This is a genomic window from Streptomyces sp. NPDC006923, assembly GCF_040635655.1.
Taxonomy (GTDB): Bacteria; Actinomycetota; Actinomycetes; order Streptomycetales; family Streptomycetaceae; genus Streptomyces.
In genome coordinates this window covers 33519-52441 of record NZ_JBEYIF010000018.1, presented here as the reverse complement: position 1 = coordinate 52441, position 18923 = coordinate 33519, and the positions used below count along the sequence as shown (strand labels likewise).

Sequence of the window (18923 nt, the reverse complement as noted above, 5' to 3'; positions counted from 1 at the left end):
GGCGACGCCAAGCCGGCGGGCGACGCGGAGACCCCGGCCGAGGCCGGGCCCCGGGCGGACGCGGCCGGTACCGAGCCTGCGGCCGACACGGAGACCAGGGCCGGGACCGACACCGTGGCCGGTGCGGAGCCGGCGGCCGGTGCACAATCTGAGACGGATACGGAACCGAAGGCCGGGACCGGACCGAAGGACGGAACGGGAGCCGTGGCTGTGAGTGGACCGGGGACGGGTACGGAGTCGGTCGGCGGGACCGAAGGGGTCACCGTGACCGCGCTCGCGAGCGACGCGGGACCCGGCAGTGTTTCGGGACCCGCGACCGCCCCCGGGCCGGAGAGCGAGGTCCCGGGCAGCGGAGACTCCGGTGGGGCGAAGCAGCGGTCCTTCTGGAAGGAGCTGCCCCTCCTGATCGGGATCGCGCTGCTGCTCGCTCTGCTGATCAAGACTTTCCTGGTGCAGGCGTTCTCGATCCCCTCCGATTCGATGCAGGACACCCTGCAGCGGGGCGACCGGGTGCTGGTGGACAAGCTCACCCCCTGGTTCGGCTCCGAGCCGGAGCGCGGCGAGGTCGTCGTCTTCCATGATCCGGGCGGCTGGCTGGAGGACGCCGAGACACCCGATCCGAATGTGGTGCAGAAGTTCCTCAGCTTTATCGGTCTGATGCCGTCCGCCGAGGAGAAGGACCTGATCAAGCGGGTCATCGCGGTCGGCGGCGACACGGTGGAGTGCAAGAAGGGCGGCAAGGTCCAGGTCAATGGACACCCGCTGAACGAGTCCGGGCACATCTATCCCGGGAACACCGCCTGTGACGACGAGCCGTTCGGGCCGATCCATGTCCCCCAGGGCCGGATCTGGGTGATGGGTGATCACCGGCAGAACTCGCTCGACTCCCGCTACCACCAGGAGCTGCCCGGGCGCGGCACGGTCTCCACGGACGAGGTCGTCGGGCGCGCGTTCGTCGTCGCCTGGCCGCTCAACCGCTGGTCCCTGCTTCCGGTGCCCGACACCTTCGACCAGCCCGGGCTGAGCACCGCGGCTTCGGTGGCCTCCGCCGCGGCCCCCGGGGCGATGGGCCTCGCCGGCGCGGTGCCGCTCGTCCTGTGGCGCCGGAGGAGGCTGACCGGCGGCTCTACCGCCGGGTAGGGTGCCGTCCCGGACCGCCGACCTCCGGCGGTCATTCTCCGGATCGGGGAGTGCTGGGATGAGCGGAACCGGACGTACGAACGGCGGCCCCGGCCGTCTCGGCAGTGTGCTGTCGGGGCTGGCCGTGGCCGTCGGCTGTGTGCTCTTCCTCGGAGGGTTCGTCCGGGGGGCCGTCGAGTACCGGCCGTACACCGTGCCGACCAACTCCATGGATCCCACCGTGAAGGCCGGGGACCGGATTCTGGCGCAACGGATATCCGGCGCCGAGGCACGGCGCGGGGACGTGGTGGTCTTCACCGACTCGGACTGGGGCAACATGCCGATGGTGAAGCGGGTGGTCGGGGTCGGCGGCGACAGGATCGCCTGCTGTGACCCGGACGGCCGGCTCACCGTCAACGGTGCGGCGGTCGAGGAGCCGTACGCGCGCGGGGCCGTCGGGGGGCGCGCCTCCGCGAACGACTTCTCCGCGACGGTGCCCGAGGACCAGCTCTTCCTGCTCGGTGACGAGCGCGGCGTCTCGCTCGACTCCCGCCTGCATCTCCAGGACCCCGGTCAGGGCTCGGTGCCGCGCTCGGCGGTGGACGCTCGTGTCGACGCCGTCGTCTGGCCGTCGGGCGGCCTGGTCGACCGGCCGAAGGGCTTCGCGGCGCTGCCGGGCGGAGTGTCGGGACCGGGGCCGCTGAAACTGCTCGCCGGGGCCGTGGTGGCCGGGGCGCTGCTGATTCTGGGCGGTGCGGCCTACGGGCCGGTCGCGGGTCTGGTGTCGAAGCGGCGTACGGCGCCGCGAGCCGGTGAGCGGGTGTCCTCAGGTGTCCGCTGAGAGCGTGCCGTCCGCGTCCGGCGGGGGCGTTCCGGGGGCCGGTGCCGTGTCCGCCGCGGGCGCGCCGCGAAAGGTGGCGCGCGTGGTGCTGCTCGACCCCGACGACCGCATCCTGCTGCTGCACGGACACGAGCCCGGCGCCCCGGAGGACGACTGGTGGTTCACTCCGGGCGGCGGCCTGGAGGGCGACGAGACCAGGGAAGACGCCGCGCTGCGCGAACTGGCGGAGGAGACCGGGATCACACGGGTGGAGCTGGGCCCCGTGCTGTGGCGCCGGATCTGCTCCTTTCCGTTCGACGGACGGCGCTGGCACCAGGACGAGTGGTACTTCCTGGCACGTACGACACAGACCGAAACATCCACCGGTGGGCTGACCGAGCTGGAGATGCGCAGTGTCGCGGGGCTGAGGTGGTGGACCTCCGCCGAACTGTCGGCGGCGCGTGAGACGGTGTATCCGACCAGGCTCGCCGAGCTGCTGCGGACGCTGCTCGACGAGGGTCCTCCGGATACGCCGGTGGTCCTCGCCCCCGAAATCGTCTAGGGGTGCGAGGGGCCGGAGCACAATGGGGGGACGTACGGCTGAAGGGGAACATGCCATGAGTGCCGAGGACCTCGAGAAGTACGAGACCGAGATGGAGCTGAAGCTCTACCGGGAGTACCGCGATGTCGTCGGTTTGTTCAAATACGTGATCGAGACCGAGCGTCGCTTCTATCTCACCAACGATTACGAGATGCAGGTGCATTCGGTACAGGGCGAGGTCTTTTTCGAGGTCACGATGGCGGACGCGTGGGTCTGGGACATGTACAGGCCGGCCAGGTTCGTCAAGCAGGTGCGGGTGCTCACGTTCAAGGACGTGAATATCGAGGAGCTGAACAAGAGCGATCTCGAACTCCCGGGGGGCTGAAGAGCATGACAGGAGGCGCGGCGCGGCCGGTCCCGGCCGCGCCGCGCCGCTGTCTCCGGCCTCACCCGGGAGGGTGACCGAGTTGTCCACAACCGCCGAGTTGTCCACCAAGATCCACTAGCTGCGGGCGGTCGCGTCAGAGTCGGTGCCGGAGGTGGTGCCGAGATGAACGCGACAGGTGCGCTGGGACGGTACGGCGAGGAGCTGGCGGCGCGGGAGCTGACCGCGGCGGGGCTGACGGTGCTGGCCCGGAACTGGCGGTGCGGCAGGACCGGTGAGATCGACATCGTGGCCCGGGACAGTGACGCCAGGGGCGCGGACCTGCTGGTGGTCTGCGAGGTGAAGACCCGCAGGACCGGGGTGTTCGAGCATCCGATGGCGGCGGTCACACCGGCGAAGGCGGACCGGCTGAGACGGCTCGCCGCCTGCTGGCTGGAGCGGCACGGCGGGCCGCCTCCCGGAGGGGTGCGCATCGACCTGATCGGGGTGGTGCTGCCGGCCCGTGGGCGACCCGTGGTCGAGCACGCGCGAGGGGTGGCCTGATGGGGTTCGCGCGGGCGTGTTCGGTGGCGCTGGTCGGTGTCGAGGGTGTGGTGGTCGAGGTCCAGGCGGACCTGGAGCCGGGCGTCGCCGCGTTCACCCTGGTGGGGCTGCCGGACAAGAGCCTGATTGAGAGCCGGGACCGGGTCAGGGCGGCAGTGGTCAATTCCGGCGCGGAGTGGCCGCAGAAGAAGCTCACGGTGGGGCTGAGCCCCGCCTCCGTGCCGAAGAGCGGCAGCGGATTCGATCTCGCCGTGGCCAGCGCCGTGCTCGGAGCGGCGGAGCGCATCGACCCCTCGGCGATCGCCGATCTGGTGCTGATCGGTGAGCTGGGTCTGGACGGGCGGGTCCGGCCGGTGCGCGGGGTGCTGCCGGCGGTGCTCGCGGCGGCCGAGGCCGGCTACCGGCAGGTGGTCGTCCCGGAGCAGACCGCGGGCGAGGCGTCCCTGGTGCCAGGGGTGTCGGTGCTCGGGGTGCGGAGCCTGCGGCAGCTCATCGCGGTGCTGGCCGGCGAGCCGGTGCCCGAGGAGCCCCAGGAGCTGGGGCAGGGGCGTCCCGACCCGGCGTCGGCGGGACTGGTGGTGCCGGGTGCGGGGGTGAGCACGGGTCTGTCAGGCGGCGGCCGGGAAGGCGGCGGGCACCGGCCCGACCTGGCCGACGTGGCGGGCCAGACGGCGGCGCGCACGGCCCTGGAGGTGGCCGCCGCCGGCGGACATCATCTACTGCTGAAGGGACCGCCCGGGGCGGGCAAGACCATGCTGGCGGAACGGCTGCCGGCGGTGCTGCCGCCCCTGACCGGCCGGGAATCCCTGGAGGTCACCGCGGTGCACTCGGTGGCGGGCACCCTGCCGCCCGGTGAGCCGCTCGTCCGCGCCGCGCCCTACTGCGCACCGCACCACTCGGCGACCATGCAGTCACTGGTCGGCGGTGGGAACGGCCTGCCGAGACCGGGCGCGGTCTCGCTGGCCCACCACGGCGTGCTCTTTCTGGATGAGGCACCGGAGTTCTCCGGGCGGGCGCTGGACGCGCTGCGGCAGCCGCTGGAGTCGGGCCATGTGGTGGTGGCGCGCAGCGCGGGGGTGGTGCGGCTGCCGGCCCGCTTCCTGATGATCCTGGCGGCCAACCCCTGCCCGTGCGGACGGCACACGCTGGAGGGCGCGGGGTGTGACTGTCCGCCGTCGGTGATCCGCCGCTATCAGTCACGGCTGTCCGGGCCGCTGCTCGACCGGGTCGATCTGCGGGTCGAGGTGCAGCCCGTCCACCGTGCCGATCTGATGGGACAGGGCGGCGCGAGCGAGTCCACGGCGACCGTCGCCGCGCGGGTACGGGAGGCCAGAGCGCGCTCGGCGGCCCGGCTGGAGGGGACACCGTGGTCGGTGAACAGCGAGGTGCCCGGCCATGAGCTGCGCACGCGCTGGCGTGTCGCCCCCGGTGCGCTCGCCGCCGCGGAACGCGATCTGGAGCGCGGCCTGCTCACCGCCCGCGGCCTGGACCGGGTGCTGCGGGTGGCCTGGACGGCCGCGGATCTCGCCGGGCGAGAGCGGCCCGAGGCCCGCGATGTCGATCTGGCGCTGGAGCTGCGCACCGGCATCTCCCGGGGCGCGACGGCCGCCGCCGGGGGTGTGTCATGACGACCGGCACCGGCCAGGAGGAGCGACTCGCGCGTGCCGCGCTCACCCGGGTGTTCGAGCCGGGCGACGAGCGCGGCGGGCGCTGGCTGCGGGAGTTCGGCGCGGTCGGCCTGCTGGCCCGGCTCACTTCGCGGGACGACGAGCGGGACCAGCTCACCGGGGCCGGAGAGCAGCGGCTCGGCGGTTACCGGCGCCGCGCCGCGGCAGTCGCCCCCGAGCGTGATCTCTCGGTGGTGACCGCGCTCGGCGGCCGGTTCGTCTGCCCCGGCGACCGGGAGTGGCCCAGCCAGCTCGACGACCTGGGGGCGGCGGGGCCCATCGGGCTCTGGGTGCGGGGGCGGCCGGACCTGCGGATCTGGTCGCTGCGCTCCGTCGCCGTCGTCGGCGCCCGGGCGTGTACCCCGTACGGGGCACATATGGCGGCGAGTCTCGGCGCGGGCCTCGCCGAACGTGGCTGGGTGGTGACGTCCGGCGCCGCGTTCGGGGTCGACGGGTCGGCGCACCGGGGCGCGCTGGCGGCGGGCGGCGCCACCGTCGCGGTGCTCGCGTGCGGAGTCGATGTCGCCTATCCGCCCGGTCACGCGGAGTTGATCGGACGCATCGCCGAACAGGGACTGGTCATCGGTGAACTGCCGCCGGGCGACCACCCCACCCGCAGCAGGTTCGTCCTGCGCAACCGGGTGATCGCCGCACTCACCCGGGGCACCGTCGTCGTGGAGGCGCAGTACCGCAGCGGATCACTGGCCACGGCGCGCGGCGCCCAGCGGCTCGGCCGCTTCACCATGGGCGTGCCTGGGCCGGCCACCAGCGGGCTCTCGGCGGGCGTGCATGAACTCCTGCGTGGCGAGGGCGTGCTGGTCACGGACGCCGACGAAGTGGTCGAACTGGTCGGCGACATCGGTGACCTCGCTCCTCTCCGCCGGGGGCCCGTACTGCCCAGGGATCTGCTCGACCCCGTCAGCGCGCGGGTGCTGGACGCGCTGCCTGCCCGGGGCGCGGCCGACGGGAGGGCGATCGCGCTGCAGGCCGGCCTCACCGCCGACGAGGTGCTTGGCCGGCTGTACGAACTTCACTCGCTGGGGTTTGTCGAACGGCACGGCGACGTCTGGCGGCCGGCCGCCCGGGCCACACCGTAGGCCGCGGCGCGGCGAGGCGGTACTTGACCTGGAGCATTCGGGTGAAAAGGTGTGGGCGATGGTCCACGCATTCCTACCGGCGACACCCGGGGGGCGGACGCCCTTGGCGTCGGCCCCGGACCGAAGGTGCGCCCGGCGGCGCCCCCTCCGGCAGGCACGGGCGCCTGTTCTGCGGGTACCGCTCCTCCGCAGTCACGCTACGCTCACGTGGATTCCGGCCTACACAGACATCCCCCGCACTTCACGGCAGAACGGCTCAAGGCAACGCATGCCCCAGCACACCTCCGGGTCTGACCGCGCGGCTGCGCCCCCCGCTGCCCGGGGCGCCATGCGGCCCCCCGCGCCCTCGACGCTCGACGAGTTGTGGCGGTCGTACAAGACCACGGGCGACGAGCGGCTGCGAGAGCAGTTGATCCTGCACTACTCGCCGCTGGTGAAGTACGTCGCAGGCCGGGTGAGTGTGGGGCTGCCCTCCAATGTCGAGCAGGCGGACTTCGTCTCCTCCGGGGTTTTCGGTCTGATCGACGCGATCGAGAAGTTCGACATCGAGCGGTCGATCAAGTTCGAGACGTACGCGATCACCCGTATCCGGGGCGCGATGATCGACGAACTCAGGGCCCTGGACTGGATCCCGCGCTCCGTACGGCAGAAGGCGCGGGCCGTGGAGCGTGCCTACGCCACGCTGGAGGCGCAGCTCAGGCGTACGCCCTCCGAGACGGAGGTCGCCGCCGAGATGGGGATCGCGCTGGAGGAACTGCATGCGGTTTTCAGTCAGTTGTCCCTGGCGAACGTCGTGGCGCTGGAGGAGTTGCTGCATGTCGGCGGCGAGGGCGGCGACCGGCTCAGCCTGATGGACACGCTGGAGGACACCGCCGCCGACGATCCGGTGGAGGTGGCCGAGGACCGGGAGCTGCGGCGGCTGCTGGCGCGCGCGATCAACACGCTTCCCGACCGCGAGAAGACCGTGGTCACGCTGTACTACTACGAGGGCCTCACCCTGGCGGAGATCGGCCACGTGCTCGGGGTGACCGAGAGCCGGGTCAGCCAGATCCATACGAAGTCCGTGCTGCAACTGCGGGCCAAGCTGGCCGACGTCGGACGCTGACGCCGTGCCGTCTCCAGCTCATCCGTAGAGTGGAGCCGTGCCTAGGATTCGAGCGGCCTCCGTGGCCGAGCACCGGACCATGCAGCGCGGCGCCCTGCTGGACGCCGCACGCTCCCTCCTGTCCGAAGGCGGTACGGAAGCGCTGACCTTCCCCGCCCTGGCCGAGCGGACGGGCCTCGCCAGATCCTCGGTCTATGAGTACTTCCGCTCGCGTGCCGCCGTCGTCGAGGAACTGTGCGCCGTCGACTTCCCGGTCTGGGCGGCGGAGGTGGAGGCCGCCATGGCCGGGGCCGGTACGCCGGAGGCCCGGATCGAGGCGTATGTACGACAGCAGCTCGCGCTGGTCGGAGACCGGCGGCACCGCGCGGTCGTCGCCATCTCCGCCAGTGAGCTGGACGGCGGCGCCCGCGAGAAGATCCGCGCCGCGCACGGCGGGCTGATCGCCATGATCGTGGACGCCCTCGCCGAACTGGGCCATGAGCGGCCGAGGCTGGCCGCGATGCTGCTTCAGGGCGTAGTCGACGCGGCGGTCCGCCGTATCGAACTGGGCGCGGCCGAGGATCCGGCGGAGATCGCCGAGGCCGCCGTGTCCATGGCGCTGCGCGGCGTACGGGGCTGAACCCCCGGAGCCTGCCCCGGAGCCCGCCGGGACGCCCGGACTCCGGCTCCGCGGCTGCCCGTCCGCGCGGGCGCTCCGGCCACCGAGGACCGTCGTAGGCCCGTCGGCGCCCCGTGCGGCGGGCCCGGACGGCCACCGCCAGCAGGGCCGCCGTGTGCAGGGCGGCGACCACCGCCGGAGCCGCCGACGCCCGGCCCGGGGGCCCCGGCCGGGCCGCCGGCGCCGGGGCGGCCGGGCCCGGTTCCGGTACGCCGAAGACCGGCAGCAGCCGGGACGGCCCCCGCCGGAGCAGCTCCGCGGGCAGCAGGGACAGCGGGTCCAGATAGACGTCGCCGCGCAGCAGCCCCCAGTGCAGACAGCTCACCGGGCAGTGCGGCGGGCCGGCGGCCAGCGTCGCCACCACCTGGCCGGCGGCCACCTCTGTGCCCGCGCCGATCAGCGGTTCCACCGGTTCGTATGTCGTTCGCAGCGGCGGCGTGTCCGTACCCGGCAGCGTGATCGAGAGCACCCCTTTGCCGCCCACCCGGCCCGCGAAGGACACCCGGCCCGCGGCGGCCGCCCGGACCGGCGCGCCCGGCGGAGCGGCGAGGTCCACACCGCGGTGGCCCGGGCCGTACGGCGAGGCCGGTGGATCCCAGCCCCGCACCACCGGCGGGCGCGAGCCGACCGGCCAGGCCCGGGCCCCCTCGTCGGCCGGTGCTCCGGCGGCCCGGGACGCGGACACGAGGACACACAGCACGGCGACGGCCACGGTCGTGACCACGGCGGGCGCGAGGACATGCGTTCCGGTGCGCCGGAACAGCGTACGGACAGTGATCATGACGCCACCGTCTCCCAACGGGACCAATCCGCGCTGATCATGCTCCGGTCCTGTGGAGTACTGACCGGTTGTGGACAGCGCCGTCACCCGGGGGTGCGAAGGTCCCGTACACTTCTTGTGGCGATCCGGGTCACCGGGTCGACTTCGCACGCCCCGCCGTCGGCCTCTTCGTGCCGGTGTCAGCGCTCCTCGGTCCTCCGTGGCAGAGCGCGATCGGGGCGTCAGGCGCGACCGCCGTCCGGCGGACGCGACAACCGAGTAAACCAAGGAGCACGGCCATGGCCGTCGTCACGATGCGGGAGCTGCTGGAGAGCGGCGTCCACTTCGGTCACCAGACCCGTCGTTGGAACCCGAAGATGAAGCGCTTCATCTTCACGGAGCGCAACGGCATCTACATCATCGACCTGCTCCAGTCGCTGTCGTACATCGACCGCGCCTACGAGTTCGTCAAGGAGACCGTCGCCCACGGCGGCTCCATCATGTTCGTCGGTACGAAGAAGCAGGCCCAGGAGGCCATCGCCGAGCAGGCGACGCGCGTGGGCATGCCCTACGTCAACCAGCGCTGGCTGGGCGGCATGCTGACCAACTTCTCCACCGTCTACAAGCGCCTCCAGCGTCTGAAGGAGCTTGAGCAGATCGACTTCGAGGACGTGGCCGCCTCCGGCCTCACCAAGAAGGAGCTCCTGGTCCTCTCCCGCGAGAAGGCCAAGCTGGAGAAGACCCTCGGTGGTATCCGCGAGATGCAGAAGGTGCCCAGCGCCGTCTGGATCGTCGACACCAAGAAGGAGCACATCGCCGTCGGTGAGGCGCGCAAGCTCCACATCCCGGTCGTCGCGATCCTCGACACCAACTGCGACCCCGACGAGGTCGACTACAAGATTCCGGGCAACGACGACGCGATCCGCTCCGTCACCCTGCTCACCCGGGTGATCGCCGACGCCGTCGCCGAGGGCCTCATCGCCCGTTCCGGTGTCGCCACCGGTGACTCGAAGCCGGGCGAGAAGGCCGCCGGCGAGCCGCTCGCCGAGTGGGAGCGCGACCTGCTCGAGGGCGAGAAGAAGGACGACGCCGAGAAGCCCGCCGAGGCCGACGTGCAGACCTCCGCCGAGACGGAGAAGGTCGCCGACGCGGAGCAGGTCGACGAGGCCGCGGCGCCGGCCGAGACCGCTGCCCCGGCCGCGGACGCCGAGCAGGCCTGACCTCACAGGTTCGGATGATGACGGCGGGGGCTCCGGTCCCCGCCGTCCACCCGTAGATCTTCGACTTCCGAGAGAGACTCACAGACATGGCGAACTACACCGCCGCTGACGTCAAGAAGCTCCGCGAGCTCACCGGCGCCGGCATGATGGACTGCAAGAAGGCCCTGGACGAGGCCGACGGCAATGTCGACAAGGCCGTCGAGCTGCTCCGCGTCAAGGGCCAGAAGGGTGTCGCCAAGCGTGAGGGCCGCAACGCCGAGAACGGCGCCGTGGTCTCCCTCATCGCCGACGACAACACCTCCGGTGTGCTGCTGGAGCTGAAGTGCGAGACGGACTTCGTCGCCAAGGGTGACAAGTTCCAGGCCGTCGCCAACGCGCTGGCCGGCCATGTCGCCGCGACCACCCCGGCCGACCTGGACACCCTGCTCGCGTCCGAGATCGAGGCCGGCAAGACCGTCCAGGCGTACGTCGACGAGGCCAACGCCAACCTCGGCGAGAAGATCGTCCTGGACCGCTTCGCGCAGTTCCCCGCGGACGGCGGCTTTGTGGCCGCCTATATGCACCGCACCATGCCCGACCTTCCGCCGCAGGTCGGCGTGCTGGTCGAGCTGGACAAGGAGAACGCCGAGGTCGCCAAGGACATCGCGCAGCACATCGCCGCCTTCGCGCCCGCGTACCTCAGCCGTGAGGACGTCCCGGCCGACATCGTCGAGAACGAGCGCCGTGTCGCCGAGGCCACCTCGCGCGAGGAGGGCAAGCCCGAGGCCGCCCTGCCGAAGATCGTCGAGGGTCGCGTCAACGGCTTCTTCAAGGAGGTCACCCTCCTCGACCAGCCGTTCGCCAAGGACAACAAGAAGACCGTCAAGAAGATTCTGGACGAGGCCGGTGTCACGCTGAAGCGCTTCGCGCGCATCCGCGTCGGCGCCTGACCGTCAGCGCAGTCGTACACGAACGTCGGCGGACCCCGCTAGGGTCGGGGACAGTCGCCGGACGTGTACGCGCCGGACGACCGCTGATCTGACGAGGAGGCCATTGCCGCTAGGGACACACACACCCACCGGCAATGGCCTTCTTCGTATGTGCACGAGGAGATCCCCATGAACAAGGGCGCGGACGCCATCCAGTCCCCCGATGACAAGGACGACAAGAGCGACCCCGGCAAAAAGGCCGGCCGCTTCATGCTGAAACTGTCCGGTGAGGCGTTCGCCGGCCGGGGAGCGCTCGGCGTCGATCCCGACGTCGTACACGCGGTCGCCCGCGAGATCGCCGCCGTCGTCAGGGACGGTGCCCAGATCGCGGTCGTCATCGGCGGTGGCAACTTCTTCCGCGGCGCCGAACTTCAGCAGCGCGGCATGGACCGGGCCCGCTCCGACTACATGGGCATGCTCGGTACGGTCATGAACTGTCTGGCGCTCCAGGACTTCCTGGAGAAGGAGGGGATCGACTCCCGCGTCCAGACCGCCATCACCATGGGGCAGGTCGCGGAGCCGTACATCCCGCTGCGCGCCGTGCGTCACCTGGAGAAGGGCCGCGTCGTCATCTTCGGCGCCGGCATGGGCATGCCCTACTTCTCCACGGACACCACCGCCGCCCAGCGCGCCCTGGAGATCGACGCCGAGGCCCTGCTGATGGGGAAGAACGGTGTGGACGGGGTGTACGACTCCGATCCCAAGACCAACCCGGCCGCGGTCAAGTTCGACGCCCTGGAGTACAGCGAGGTCATCGCCGGCGATCTGCGCGTCGCCGACATGACCGCCATCACGCTCTGCCAGGACAACAAGCTGCCGATCCTGGTCTTCGAATTGCTCACCGAGGGCAATATCGCGCGCGCGGTCAAGGGTGAGAAGATCGGCACACTCGTGAGCGACCAGGGCACCCGGGCCTGATCCGGGACTGCCCCGCACGGGGATGGACAAAGCCCTGCCGGTCGGACACCGTGCAGGACAAGACGCGACGCAGGTTCCGCCGGACCGGCAGCAGGCCGGGCCCACTCAAGACACGCAGGAGCAAGTGGTGATCGAAGAGACCCTCCTCGAGGCCGAGGAGAAGATGGAGAAGGCCGTCCTGGTCGCCAAAGACGACTTCGCCGCGATCCGCACCGGCCGGGCCCACCCGGCGATGTTCAACAAGATCGTGGCGGACTACTACGGCGCGATGACCCCGATCAATCAGCTCGCGTCGTTCGCCGTGCCCGAGGCGCGGATGGCGGTGGTGACCCCGTTCGACAAGAGCGCGCTGCGCAATATCGAGCAGGCGATCCGCGACTCCGACCTCGGTGTCAATCCGAGCAACGACGGCAACATCATCCGGGTGGTGTTCCCCGAGCTGACGCAGGACCGCCGCAAGGAGTTCATCAAGGTCGCCAAGACCAAGGCCGAGGACTCCAAGATCTCGATCCGCGCCGTCCGCCGCAAGGCCAAGGAGACCATCGACAAGCTGGTCAAGGACGGCGAGGTGGGCGAGGACGAGGGACGCCGCGCCGAGAAGGAGCTCGACGACACCACCGCGAAGTATGTCGCGCAGGTCGACGAGCTGCTGAAGCACAAGGAAGCCGAGCTGCTCGAAGTCTGATGAACGACTCTTCCTGGCGGGCCCCGGCGACAGCCGGTTACTGGCCGCCCGAGCAGGGGGCTGCCCCGGCGGGTCCCGCATACGATGAGCACCCCGCACAGCAGACTCGGCCCATGCCCATCGTGCCCGACGGACCCGCGAACGGCGGGGACCAGGATGACGAACGGGGGGCTGCTGGGCCGGGGGGCCCCCAGTTCCGCGACAAGATTCCGCAGGAGCCCATGGCCGCACCTCCACCGCCGCCGCAGAAGAAGCGGGCCGGCCGTGATCTGCGTGCGGCCATAGGTGTGGGCCTCGGGCTCGGCGCCGTCGTCGTGGTCTCGCTCTTCGTCGTCAAGGCCGTGTTCATCGGCGTCATAGCGGTGGCCGTGGTCGTCGGGCTGTGGGAGCTGACGTCCAGGCTCGACGAGAAGAAGGGCATCAAGGCCCCACTGATCCCGCTGGCCGTCGGCGGTGCCGCGATGGTCGTCGCCGGCTATGTGCGCGGCGCCGAGGGCGCCTGGGTCGCGATGGCCCTGACGGCGCTCGCGGTGCTGGTCTGGCGGATGACCGAGCCTCCCGAGGGCTACCTCAGGGATGTCACGGCGGGGATCTTCGCCGCGTTCTACGTTCCGTTCCTGGCCACCTTTGTCGCGATGATGCTCACCGCGGACGACGGCCCGCGACGGGTGCTGATGTTCCTGGTGCTGACCGTCGTCAGCGACACGGGCGCGTACGCGGTGGGCTGGCGCTTCGGCACCCACAAGCTCGCGCCGCGCATCAGCCCCGGTAAGACCCGGGAGGGCCTGCTCGGCGCCGTGGTCTTCGCCATGGCGGCCGGCGCGCTCTGCATGCAGTACATCATCGACGACGGGATCTGGTGGCAGGGCCTGGTGCTCGGCCTGGCCGTCGCGGCCAGCGCCACCCTCGGTGATCTCGGCGAGTCCATGATCAAGCGGGATCTCGGCATCAAGGACATGGGCACGCTGCTGCCGGGCCACGGCGGCATCATGGACCGGCTCGACTCCCTGCTGCCCACCGCACCGGTGGTCTGGCTGCTGCTGGTGATCTTCGTCGGTACGGGCTGAACGGCACGGGTACTCTGGTAGGGGCTCGCCGCCCACCGGTGGCGAGCCCCTTCACTCCCGCGACTGCGGGGCTGATCCCGTGAGGTCTCCCGGCACCGGCATTGTCGTGTCGTTCTCTCCGCGCCAGCGGGGATGGCCCGGCCTCGCCGTACCGAGGAGATGTCAGACATGGCCCCGCCGACACCGGGAGAACTCACCTTTGCCGCGCCGCGTGGAGCCAAGAAGCCGCCGCGGCACCTCGCCGACCTGACCCCGGCCGAACGCCGGGAGGCCGTCACCGCGATCGGCGAGAAGGCGTTCCGCGCCAAGCAGTTGTCGCAGCACTACTTCGCGCGCTACGTCCACGACCCGGAGCAGTGGACCGACATCCCGGCCGCCTCGCGCCAGAAGCTCGCGACGGAGCTGCTGCCGGATCTGATGTCGGTGGTCCGGCACATCTCCTGCGACGACGACACCACCCGTAAGACGCTCTGGCGGCTGCACGACGGGACCCTGGTCGAGTCGGTGCTGATGCGCTATCCGGACCGCGTCACCATGTGCATCTCGTCACAGGCGGGCTGCGGGATGAACTGCCCGTTCTGCGCGACCGGACAGGCCGGTCTGGACCGCAATCTGTCGACCGCCGAGATCGTGCACCAGATCGTCGACGGCATGCGCGCGCTGCGCGACGGTGAGGTCCCCGGCGGGCCTTCCCGGCTCTCCAACATCGTCTTCATGGGCATGGGCGAGCCGCTCGCCAACTACAACCGGGTGGTCGGGGCGATCCGCCGGCTGACCGACCCCGAGCCGGACGGCCTCGGCCTCTCGCAGCGCGGCATCACCGTGTCGACGGTCGGCCTGGTGCCGGCGATGCTGCGCTTCGCCGACGAGGGCTTCAAGTGCCGGCTCGCCGTGTCCCTGCACGCCCCGGACGACGATCTGCGCGACACCCTCGTCCCCGTCAACACCCGCTGGAAGGTCCGGGAGGTGCTGGACGCCGCCTGGGAGTACGCGGAGAAGTCCGGCCGCCGGGTCTCCATCGAGTACGCGCTGATCCGGGACATCAACGACCAGGCCTGGCGCGGCGACCGGCTCGGCAGGCTCCTCAAGGGCAAGCGGGTGCACGTCAATCTGATCCCGCTCAACCCGACTCCGGGATCGAAGTGGACGGCGTCGCGCCCCGAGGACGAGAAGGCGTTCGTGGAGGCGATCGCGGCCCATGGAGTGCCCGTGACGGTACGGGACACCCGCGGCCAGGAGATCGACGGAGCGTGCGGGCAGCTCGCGGCGGCGGAGCGGTAGCGGCGCGAGCAGCGCGGTGATGGGCGCCCGGGAGGTGGACCGGGCGTCCCAAAAGGCGCCCTGTACGCTGGCTCGAAACATCACATATTCCGACAGGGGAGCGCCACAGCGCTGAGAGTGCGGCACATGTCCGGTGACAACGGGCAGCGGCCGCAGACCCTCTGAACCTTGCCCAGGTCATTCTGGGTAGGAAGTTCGGACATCACTCAAGCTGTTGCGCCCTGCCCCGCGTCCGGCCCTTCCGGACACGGGGCAGGGCCGCGTCTTCTCCTGGACACCCCAGGAGGAAAACCAGTGACCACCATCAGGAAGACCGCGGTCGCGGCGCTCGCCGCCGCACTCGGCGCCTCGGCGCTCGGGGCCTGCGGCGGCTCCACGCCGTCCGACGGCGGCAGCGGCGGTTCCGCGTCCAAGACCGTCACACTCGTCAGCCATGACTCGTTCGCCGCCTCGCCCGACGTGCTGAAGGCGTTCACCCAGGAGACCGGTTACACGGTCAAGGTGCTGAAGAGCGGAGACGCCGGCGAGGCCCTCAACAAGGAGATCCTGACGAAGGGTTCGCCGCAGGGCGACGTCTTCTTCGGCGTGGACAACACGCTGCTCTCACGCGCCCTCGACAACGGCCTGTTCACGCCGTACGAGGCGAAGGGCCTGGACCGGGTCGACGCGGCCACCCGGCTCGACCGGGGAAAGAACCGCGTCACCCCGATCGACACCGGCGACCTCTGCGTCAACTACGACAAGAAGTACTTCGCCGACAGGAAGCTCGCGCCGCCGACGTCCTTCGACGACCTGGTCGAGCCCGCGTACAAGAACCTGCTCGTCACCGAGAACGCCGCGACGTCCTCGCCCGGCCTGGGCTTCCTCCTCGGCTCCGTCGGGCGGTACGGCGAGGACGGCTGGCAGGACTACTGGAAGAAGCTCAAGGCCAACGGCGTCCGCGTCGTCGACAGTTGGGAACAGGCGTACAACGAGGAGTTCTCCGGTTCCGCGGGCGGCAAGAAGGCCAAGGCGGACCGGCCGCTCGTCGTTTCGTACGCCTCCAGCCCGCCGGCCGAGGTGCTGTACGCCGAGCCGCAGCCCAAGGAGGCACCGACCGGGGTCTCCACCGGGACCTGCTTCCGGCAGACCGAGTTCGCGGGACTGCTCGACGGCGCGAAGAACGAGGCCGGCGGCAAGGCTCTGCTGGACTTCCTGATCAGTGACCGGTTCCAGGCGGACATGCCGCTGAACATGTTTGTGAACCCGGTGGTGAAGAGCGTCGAACTGCCGAAGCTGTTCACCGAGTTCGGCGCGACCGTCGCCAGGCCGGAGAACGTGGCTCCCGACCGGATCGCCGCCAACCGGGAGCAGTGGATCCAGTCGTGGTCCTCACTCGTAGTGAAGTAGCGGCGGGACACCGGCGCGCCGGGCGCGGGAACGCGGTGCGGCTCGGCCTGATGGCCGTGCCCGTCGCGTTCTTCGCCGTCTTCTTCGCCTGGCCGGTGGCCGCGATCGTCGGCCGCGGCCTGAAGGCGGACGGGGCCTGGCGGCTCGGCCGGATCGGTGAGGTCCTGAGCCGGCCGGACATCCTGGACGTCCTGTGGTTCACCACCTGGCAGGCGTTCGCCTCCACCGCGCTCACCCTGCTGATCGCGCTGCCCGGCGCCTTTGTCTTCGCGCGTTTCGACTTCCCCGGCAAGCAGGTGCTGCGCGCGGTGGTCACCGTGCCGTTCGTCCTGCCGACCGTGGTCGCGGGCACGGCCTTCCTGGCGCTCCTCGGCCGCGGCGGGCTGCTCGACCGGCTGTGGAGCGTGCGGCTCGACACCACGGTCTGGGCGATCCTCCTCGCGCATGTCTTCTTCAACTACGCCGTGGTCGTGCGGACGGTGGGCGGTCTCTGGGCACAGCTCGATCCGCGCCAGGAGGAGGCCGCGCGGGTACTGGGCGCGGGACGGTTCGCGGCGTGGCGGCGGGTGACGCTGCCCGCGCTCGCTCCCGCCGTCGCGGCAGCCGCCCTGATGGTCTTCCTCTTCACCTTCACCTCCTTCGGCGTCGTACAGATCCTCGGCGGCCCCGCGTACTCCACCCTGGAGGTGGAGATCTACCGGCAGACGGCGCAGTTGCTCGACCTGCCGACGGCGGCGGTGCTGACGCTGGTGCAGTTCGCCGCGGTCGGCGCGATCCTGGCGGTGCACGCGTGGACCGTGCGCAGACGGGAGACCGCGCTGAGGCTGGTCGATCCCGCGGGGACCGCGAGCCGGCCGCGCGGCGCCGGGCAGTGGGCGCTGCTCGGCGGCGTCCTCGCGAGCGTGCTCGTGCTGATCCTGCTGCCCCTCGCGGTACTGGTGGAGCGGTCCCTCGACGGCCCTGGCGGGTACGGCTTCGCCTTCTACCGGGCGCTCGGGTCGGTGGAGGCGAGCGGCGGCACCTTCCTGGTGCCTCCGCTGGAGGCGGTGTGGAACTCCCTGCGGTACGCGCTGGTCGCGACGGCTGTCGCGCTGCTGGTCGGCGGACTCGCCGCCGCCGCGCTGACCCGGAGGGCCGGGCGGCTGGTGCGCGGCTTCGACGCGCTGCTGATGCTTCCGCTCGGGGTGTCCGCCGTGACCGTCGGCTTCGGCTTCCTGATCACACTCGACAGGCCCCCGCTGGATCTGCGGGCGTCCTGGATCCTGGTGCCGCTCGCGCAGGCGCTGGTCGGGGTCCCCTTTGTCGTACGGACCATGCTGCCGGTGCTGCGGGCGGTGGACGGGCGGCTGCGTGAGGCGGCCGCGGTCCTCGGCGCGTCACCGCTGCGTGCCTGGCGGGAGGTCGATCTGCCGCTGGTGCGGCGGGCGTCGCTGGTGGCCGCGGGTTTCGCCTTCGCCGTGTCGCTGGGTGAGTTCGGCGCGACGGTCTTCATCGCGCGACCGGACCGGCCGACCCTCCCGGTCGCCGTGGCACGGCTGCTGGGGCGGCCCGGGGAGCTCAACTACGGCCAGGCGATGGCACTGAGCACCGTCCTGATGGTGGTGTGCGCGGTGTCGCTGCTGGCGCTCGAACGTATCCGCACCGACCGTTCCGGGGAGTTCTGATGGCCTTGCTGACCTTGGCGGACGTGACCGTACGGTTCGGCGACCGGAGGGCCCTCGACGCGGTGGACCTCACGATCGCCGAACACGAGGTCGTCTGTGTGCTGGGGCCCAGCGGCAGCGGCAAGTCGACGCTGCTGCGGGTGGTCGCCGGGCTCCGGTCGCCGGACGGCGGACGCGTACTGCTCGACGGCGCCGACCAGGCGGGTGTGCCGGCGCACCGGCGCGGCGTCGGGCTGATGTTCCAGGACCATCAGCTCTTCCCGCAGCGCGACGTGGCGGGCAACGTCGCGTTCGGACTGCGGATGCGTGGCGTGTCACGTGACGAACTGCGCGGCCGTACCGAGGAGCTGCTCGACCTCGTCGGACTGCCCGGCGCCGGGCGGCGGGCCGTGGCCGCGCTGTCCGGGGGCGAGCAGCAGCGGGTCGCCCTGGCACGGGCGCTCGCGCCCAGGCCCCGGCTGCTGATGCTGGACGAGCCGCTCGGCCAGCTCGACCGGAGTCTGCGCGAGCGGCTCGTCGTCGAGCTGCGGGCGCTCTTCGGACGGCTCGGTACGACCGTGCTCGCCGTCACCCACGACCAGGGCGAGGCTTTCGCGCTCGCCGACCGGGTCGTGGTGATGCGCGACGGGCGGATCGAGCAGACCGGCACGCCGCTGGAGGTGTGGCAGCGGCCGGCCTCCGCGTTCGTGGCGAGGTTCCTCGGCTTCGACAATGTGCTGGAGGCCACGGTGAGCGGCGAGAGCGCCGACACGGCGTGGGGCAGGATCCCCGTGCCCCGGGGCTCCGCGCAGGGCGGGCGCACCGTGCTGGTGCGGCCGGACGGGGTGCGCCTCGCCGACCCGGCGGAAGGGCTGCGCTGCACCGTCGAGGCCCGGACCTTCCGGGGCAGCCGGGTCGCCGTGCTGCTCAGGCCCGACGGCGGCCCCGGGCTGGAGGCGGAGTGCGGTCTCCGGGACGCGCCGGAGGTCGGCGCGACGGTCGGAGCCGTGTTCGCCGCGGAGGACGTGGTGGTGCTGACCGGCCGGGACGTCTGACG

The 18923-nt window shown here is 71.4% G+C and carries 18 protein-coding genes, 1 pseudogene and 1 riboswitch; of the genes and pseudogenes, 18 read left to right on the top strand and 1 reads right to left on the bottom strand.

The window, feature by feature from the left end; translation table 11 throughout:
- The first annotated feature begins 393 nt into the window (after nucleotides 1–393).
- The 9 genes from lepB (ABZ707_RS28075) to ABZ707_RS28035 all read left to right on the top strand — a co-directional run bounded on the left by lepB (ABZ707_RS28075) (nucleotide 394) and on the right by ABZ707_RS28035 (nucleotide 7896).
- Nucleotides 394–1140 carry a signal peptidase I gene (lepB, locus tag ABZ707_RS28075; protein WP_360180322.1) on the top strand — a complete coding sequence of 249 codons (747 nt, stop codon included), beginning with the start codon at nucleotides 394–396 and terminating at the stop codon, nucleotides 1138–1140.
- 58 nt (nucleotides 1141–1198) lie between these two features.
- Nucleotides 1199–1960: a signal peptidase I gene (gene lepB / locus ABZ707_RS28070; protein WP_360180183.1), complete on the top strand. Its 762-nt coding sequence runs from the start codon at nucleotides 1199–1201 to the stop codon at nucleotides 1958–1960.
- A gap of 46 nt (nucleotides 1961–2006) precedes the next feature.
- Complete coding sequence (locus ABZ707_RS28065) at nucleotides 2007–2501, top strand: NUDIX hydrolase (protein WP_360180320.1); 495 nt, start codon at nucleotides 2007–2009, stop codon at nucleotides 2499–2501.
- A gap of 55 nt (nucleotides 2502–2556) precedes the next feature.
- Nucleotides 2557–2865: a DUF2469 domain-containing protein gene (locus ABZ707_RS28060; protein ID WP_014675276.1), complete on the top strand. Its 309-nt coding sequence runs from the start codon at nucleotides 2557–2559 to the stop codon at nucleotides 2863–2865.
- A gap of 165 nt (nucleotides 2866–3030) precedes the next feature.
- A complete protein-coding gene (locus ABZ707_RS28055) occupies nucleotides 3031–3408 on the top strand; it encodes a YraN family protein (RefSeq protein WP_360180180.1) in 378 nt (125 codons plus the stop codon).
- On the top strand, nucleotides 3408–5036 hold the full coding sequence (locus tag ABZ707_RS28050; protein WP_360180178.1) for a YifB family Mg chelatase-like AAA ATPase: 1629 nt from the start codon (nucleotides 3408–3410) through the stop codon (nucleotides 5034–5036). The genes ABZ707_RS28055 and ABZ707_RS28050 overlap by 1 nt, the downstream gene beginning before the upstream one ends.
- The gene (dprA, locus tag ABZ707_RS28045) at nucleotides 5033–6172 is read left to right on the top strand and encodes a DNA-processing protein DprA (protein ID WP_360180176.1); all 1140 of its coding nucleotides are present in this window, start codon (nucleotides 5033–5035) and stop codon (nucleotides 6170–6172) included. The genes ABZ707_RS28050 and dprA overlap by 4 nt, the downstream gene beginning before the upstream one ends.
- A 268-nt stretch (nucleotides 6173–6440) precedes the next feature.
- Complete coding sequence (gene whiG / locus ABZ707_RS28040; protein WP_319683192.1) at nucleotides 6441–7277, top strand: RNA polymerase sigma factor WhiG; 837 nt, start codon at nucleotides 6441–6443, stop codon at nucleotides 7275–7277.
- 61 nt (nucleotides 7278–7338) lie between these two features.
- A complete protein-coding gene (locus ABZ707_RS28035; protein ID WP_360180318.1) occupies nucleotides 7339–7896 on the top strand; it encodes a TetR/AcrR family transcriptional regulator in 558 nt (185 codons plus the stop codon).
- A 238-nt stretch (nucleotides 7897–8134) separates the two neighbouring features.
- On the opposite strand, the pseudogene ABZ707_RS28030 reads toward ABZ707_RS28035, so the two are convergent.
- A pseudogene (locus ABZ707_RS28030) lies at nucleotides 8135–8587 on the bottom strand (M23 family metallopeptidase); the annotation flags it as partial.
- A 407-nt stretch (nucleotides 8588–8994) separates the two neighbouring features.
- On the opposite strand from ABZ707_RS28030, the gene rpsB reads away from it, so the two are divergent.
- The 9 genes from rpsB (at nucleotide 8995) to ABZ707_RS27985 (ending at nucleotide 18921) form a co-directional block, all read left to right on the top strand.
- Nucleotides 8995–9915, top strand: coding sequence for a 30S ribosomal protein S2 (gene rpsB / locus ABZ707_RS28025; RefSeq protein WP_360180174.1), 921 nt, complete (start codon nucleotides 8995–8997; stop codon nucleotides 9913–9915).
- An 86-nt stretch (nucleotides 9916–10001) separates the two neighbouring features.
- Nucleotides 10002–10844 carry a translation elongation factor Ts gene (gene tsf, locus ABZ707_RS28020; RefSeq protein WP_360180172.1) on the top strand — a complete coding sequence of 281 codons (843 nt, stop codon included), beginning with the start codon at nucleotides 10002–10004 and terminating at the stop codon, nucleotides 10842–10844.
- 168 nt (nucleotides 10845–11012) lie between these two features.
- Nucleotides 11013–11801 (top strand): UMP kinase, encoded by a 789-nt coding sequence (gene pyrH, locus ABZ707_RS28015; RefSeq protein WP_360180170.1) that lies wholly within the window; start codon nucleotides 11013–11015, stop codon nucleotides 11799–11801.
- A 127-nt stretch (nucleotides 11802–11928) separates the two neighbouring features.
- On the top strand, nucleotides 11929–12486 hold the full coding sequence (gene frr, locus ABZ707_RS28010) for a ribosome recycling factor (RefSeq protein WP_360180168.1): 558 nt from the start codon (nucleotides 11929–11931) through the stop codon (nucleotides 12484–12486).
- Nucleotides 12486–13553, top strand: coding sequence for a phosphatidate cytidylyltransferase (locus tag ABZ707_RS28005; RefSeq protein WP_360180166.1), 1068 nt, complete (start codon nucleotides 12486–12488; stop codon nucleotides 13551–13553). The genes frr and ABZ707_RS28005 overlap by 1 nt, the downstream gene beginning before the upstream one ends.
- Before the next feature lie 168 nt (nucleotides 13554–13721).
- The gene (rlmN, locus tag ABZ707_RS28000; protein ID WP_360180164.1) at nucleotides 13722–14834 is read left to right on the top strand and encodes a 23S rRNA (adenine(2503)-C(2))-methyltransferase RlmN; all 1113 of its coding nucleotides are present in this window, start codon (nucleotides 13722–13724) and stop codon (nucleotides 14832–14834) included.
- Between the two features lie 84 nt (nucleotides 14835–14918).
- Nucleotides 14919–15045: riboswitch (TPP riboswitch) on the top strand.
- A gap of 83 nt (nucleotides 15046–15128) precedes the next feature.
- Entirely contained in the window at nucleotides 15129–16223 is a 1095-nt protein-coding gene (locus ABZ707_RS27995) for a thiamine ABC transporter substrate-binding protein (protein WP_360180162.1), read from the top strand.
- A 50-nt stretch (nucleotides 16224–16273) separates the two neighbouring features.
- On the top strand, nucleotides 16274–17887 hold the full coding sequence (locus ABZ707_RS27990) for an iron ABC transporter permease (protein ID WP_360180316.1): 1614 nt from the start codon (nucleotides 16274–16276) through the stop codon (nucleotides 17885–17887).
- Nucleotides 17887–18921, top strand: coding sequence for an ABC transporter ATP-binding protein (locus ABZ707_RS27985; protein ID WP_360180160.1), 1035 nt, complete (start codon nucleotides 17887–17889; stop codon nucleotides 18919–18921). The genes ABZ707_RS27990 and ABZ707_RS27985 overlap by 1 nt, the downstream gene beginning before the upstream one ends.
- Nucleotides 18922–18923: the final 2 nt, after the last annotated feature.

Excerpts from the sequence above, each read along its gene's own strand:
- pyrH (WP_360180170.1), top strand. The coding sequence starts at position 11,013 with ATGAACAAGGGCGCGGACGCCATCCAGTCCCCCGATGACAAGGACGAC.
- tsf (WP_360180172.1), top strand. The coding sequence starts at position 10,002 with ATGGCGAACTACACCGCCGCTGACGTCAAGAAGCTCCGCGAGCTCACC.
- ABZ707_RS28005 (WP_360180166.1), top strand. The coding sequence starts at position 12,486 with ATGAACGACTCTTCCTGGCGGGCCCCGGCGACAGCCGGTTACTGGCCG.
- dprA (WP_360180176.1), top strand. The coding sequence starts at position 5,033 with ATGACGACCGGCACCGGCCAGGAGGAGCGACTCGCGCGTGCCGCGCTC.
- lepB (WP_360180183.1), top strand. The coding sequence starts at position 1,199 with ATGAGCGGAACCGGACGTACGAACGGCGGCCCCGGCCGTCTCGGCAGT.
- rpsB (WP_360180174.1), top strand. The coding sequence starts at position 8,995 with ATGGCCGTCGTCACGATGCGGGAGCTGCTGGAGAGCGGCGTCCACTTC.
- ABZ707_RS28050 (WP_360180178.1), top strand. The coding sequence starts at position 3,408 with ATGGGGTTCGCGCGGGCGTGTTCGGTGGCGCTGGTCGGTGTCGAGGGT.
- rlmN (WP_360180164.1), top strand. The coding sequence starts at position 13,722 with ATGGCCCCGCCGACACCGGGAGAACTCACCTTTGCCGCGCCGCGTGGA.
- ABZ707_RS27990 (WP_360180316.1), top strand. The coding sequence starts at position 16,274 with ATGGCCGTGCCCGTCGCGTTCTTCGCCGTCTTCTTCGCCTGGCCGGTG.
- ABZ707_RS28060 (WP_014675276.1), top strand. The coding sequence starts at position 2,557 with ATGAGTGCCGAGGACCTCGAGAAGTACGAGACCGAGATGGAGCTGAAG.
- ABZ707_RS27985 (WP_360180160.1), top strand. The coding sequence starts at position 17,887 with ATGGCCTTGCTGACCTTGGCGGACGTGACCGTACGGTTCGGCGACCGG.
- ABZ707_RS28055 (WP_360180180.1), top strand. The coding sequence starts at position 3,031 with ATGAACGCGACAGGTGCGCTGGGACGGTACGGCGAGGAGCTGGCGGCG.
- whiG (WP_319683192.1), top strand. The coding sequence starts at position 6,441 with ATGCCCCAGCACACCTCCGGGTCTGACCGCGCGGCTGCGCCCCCCGCT.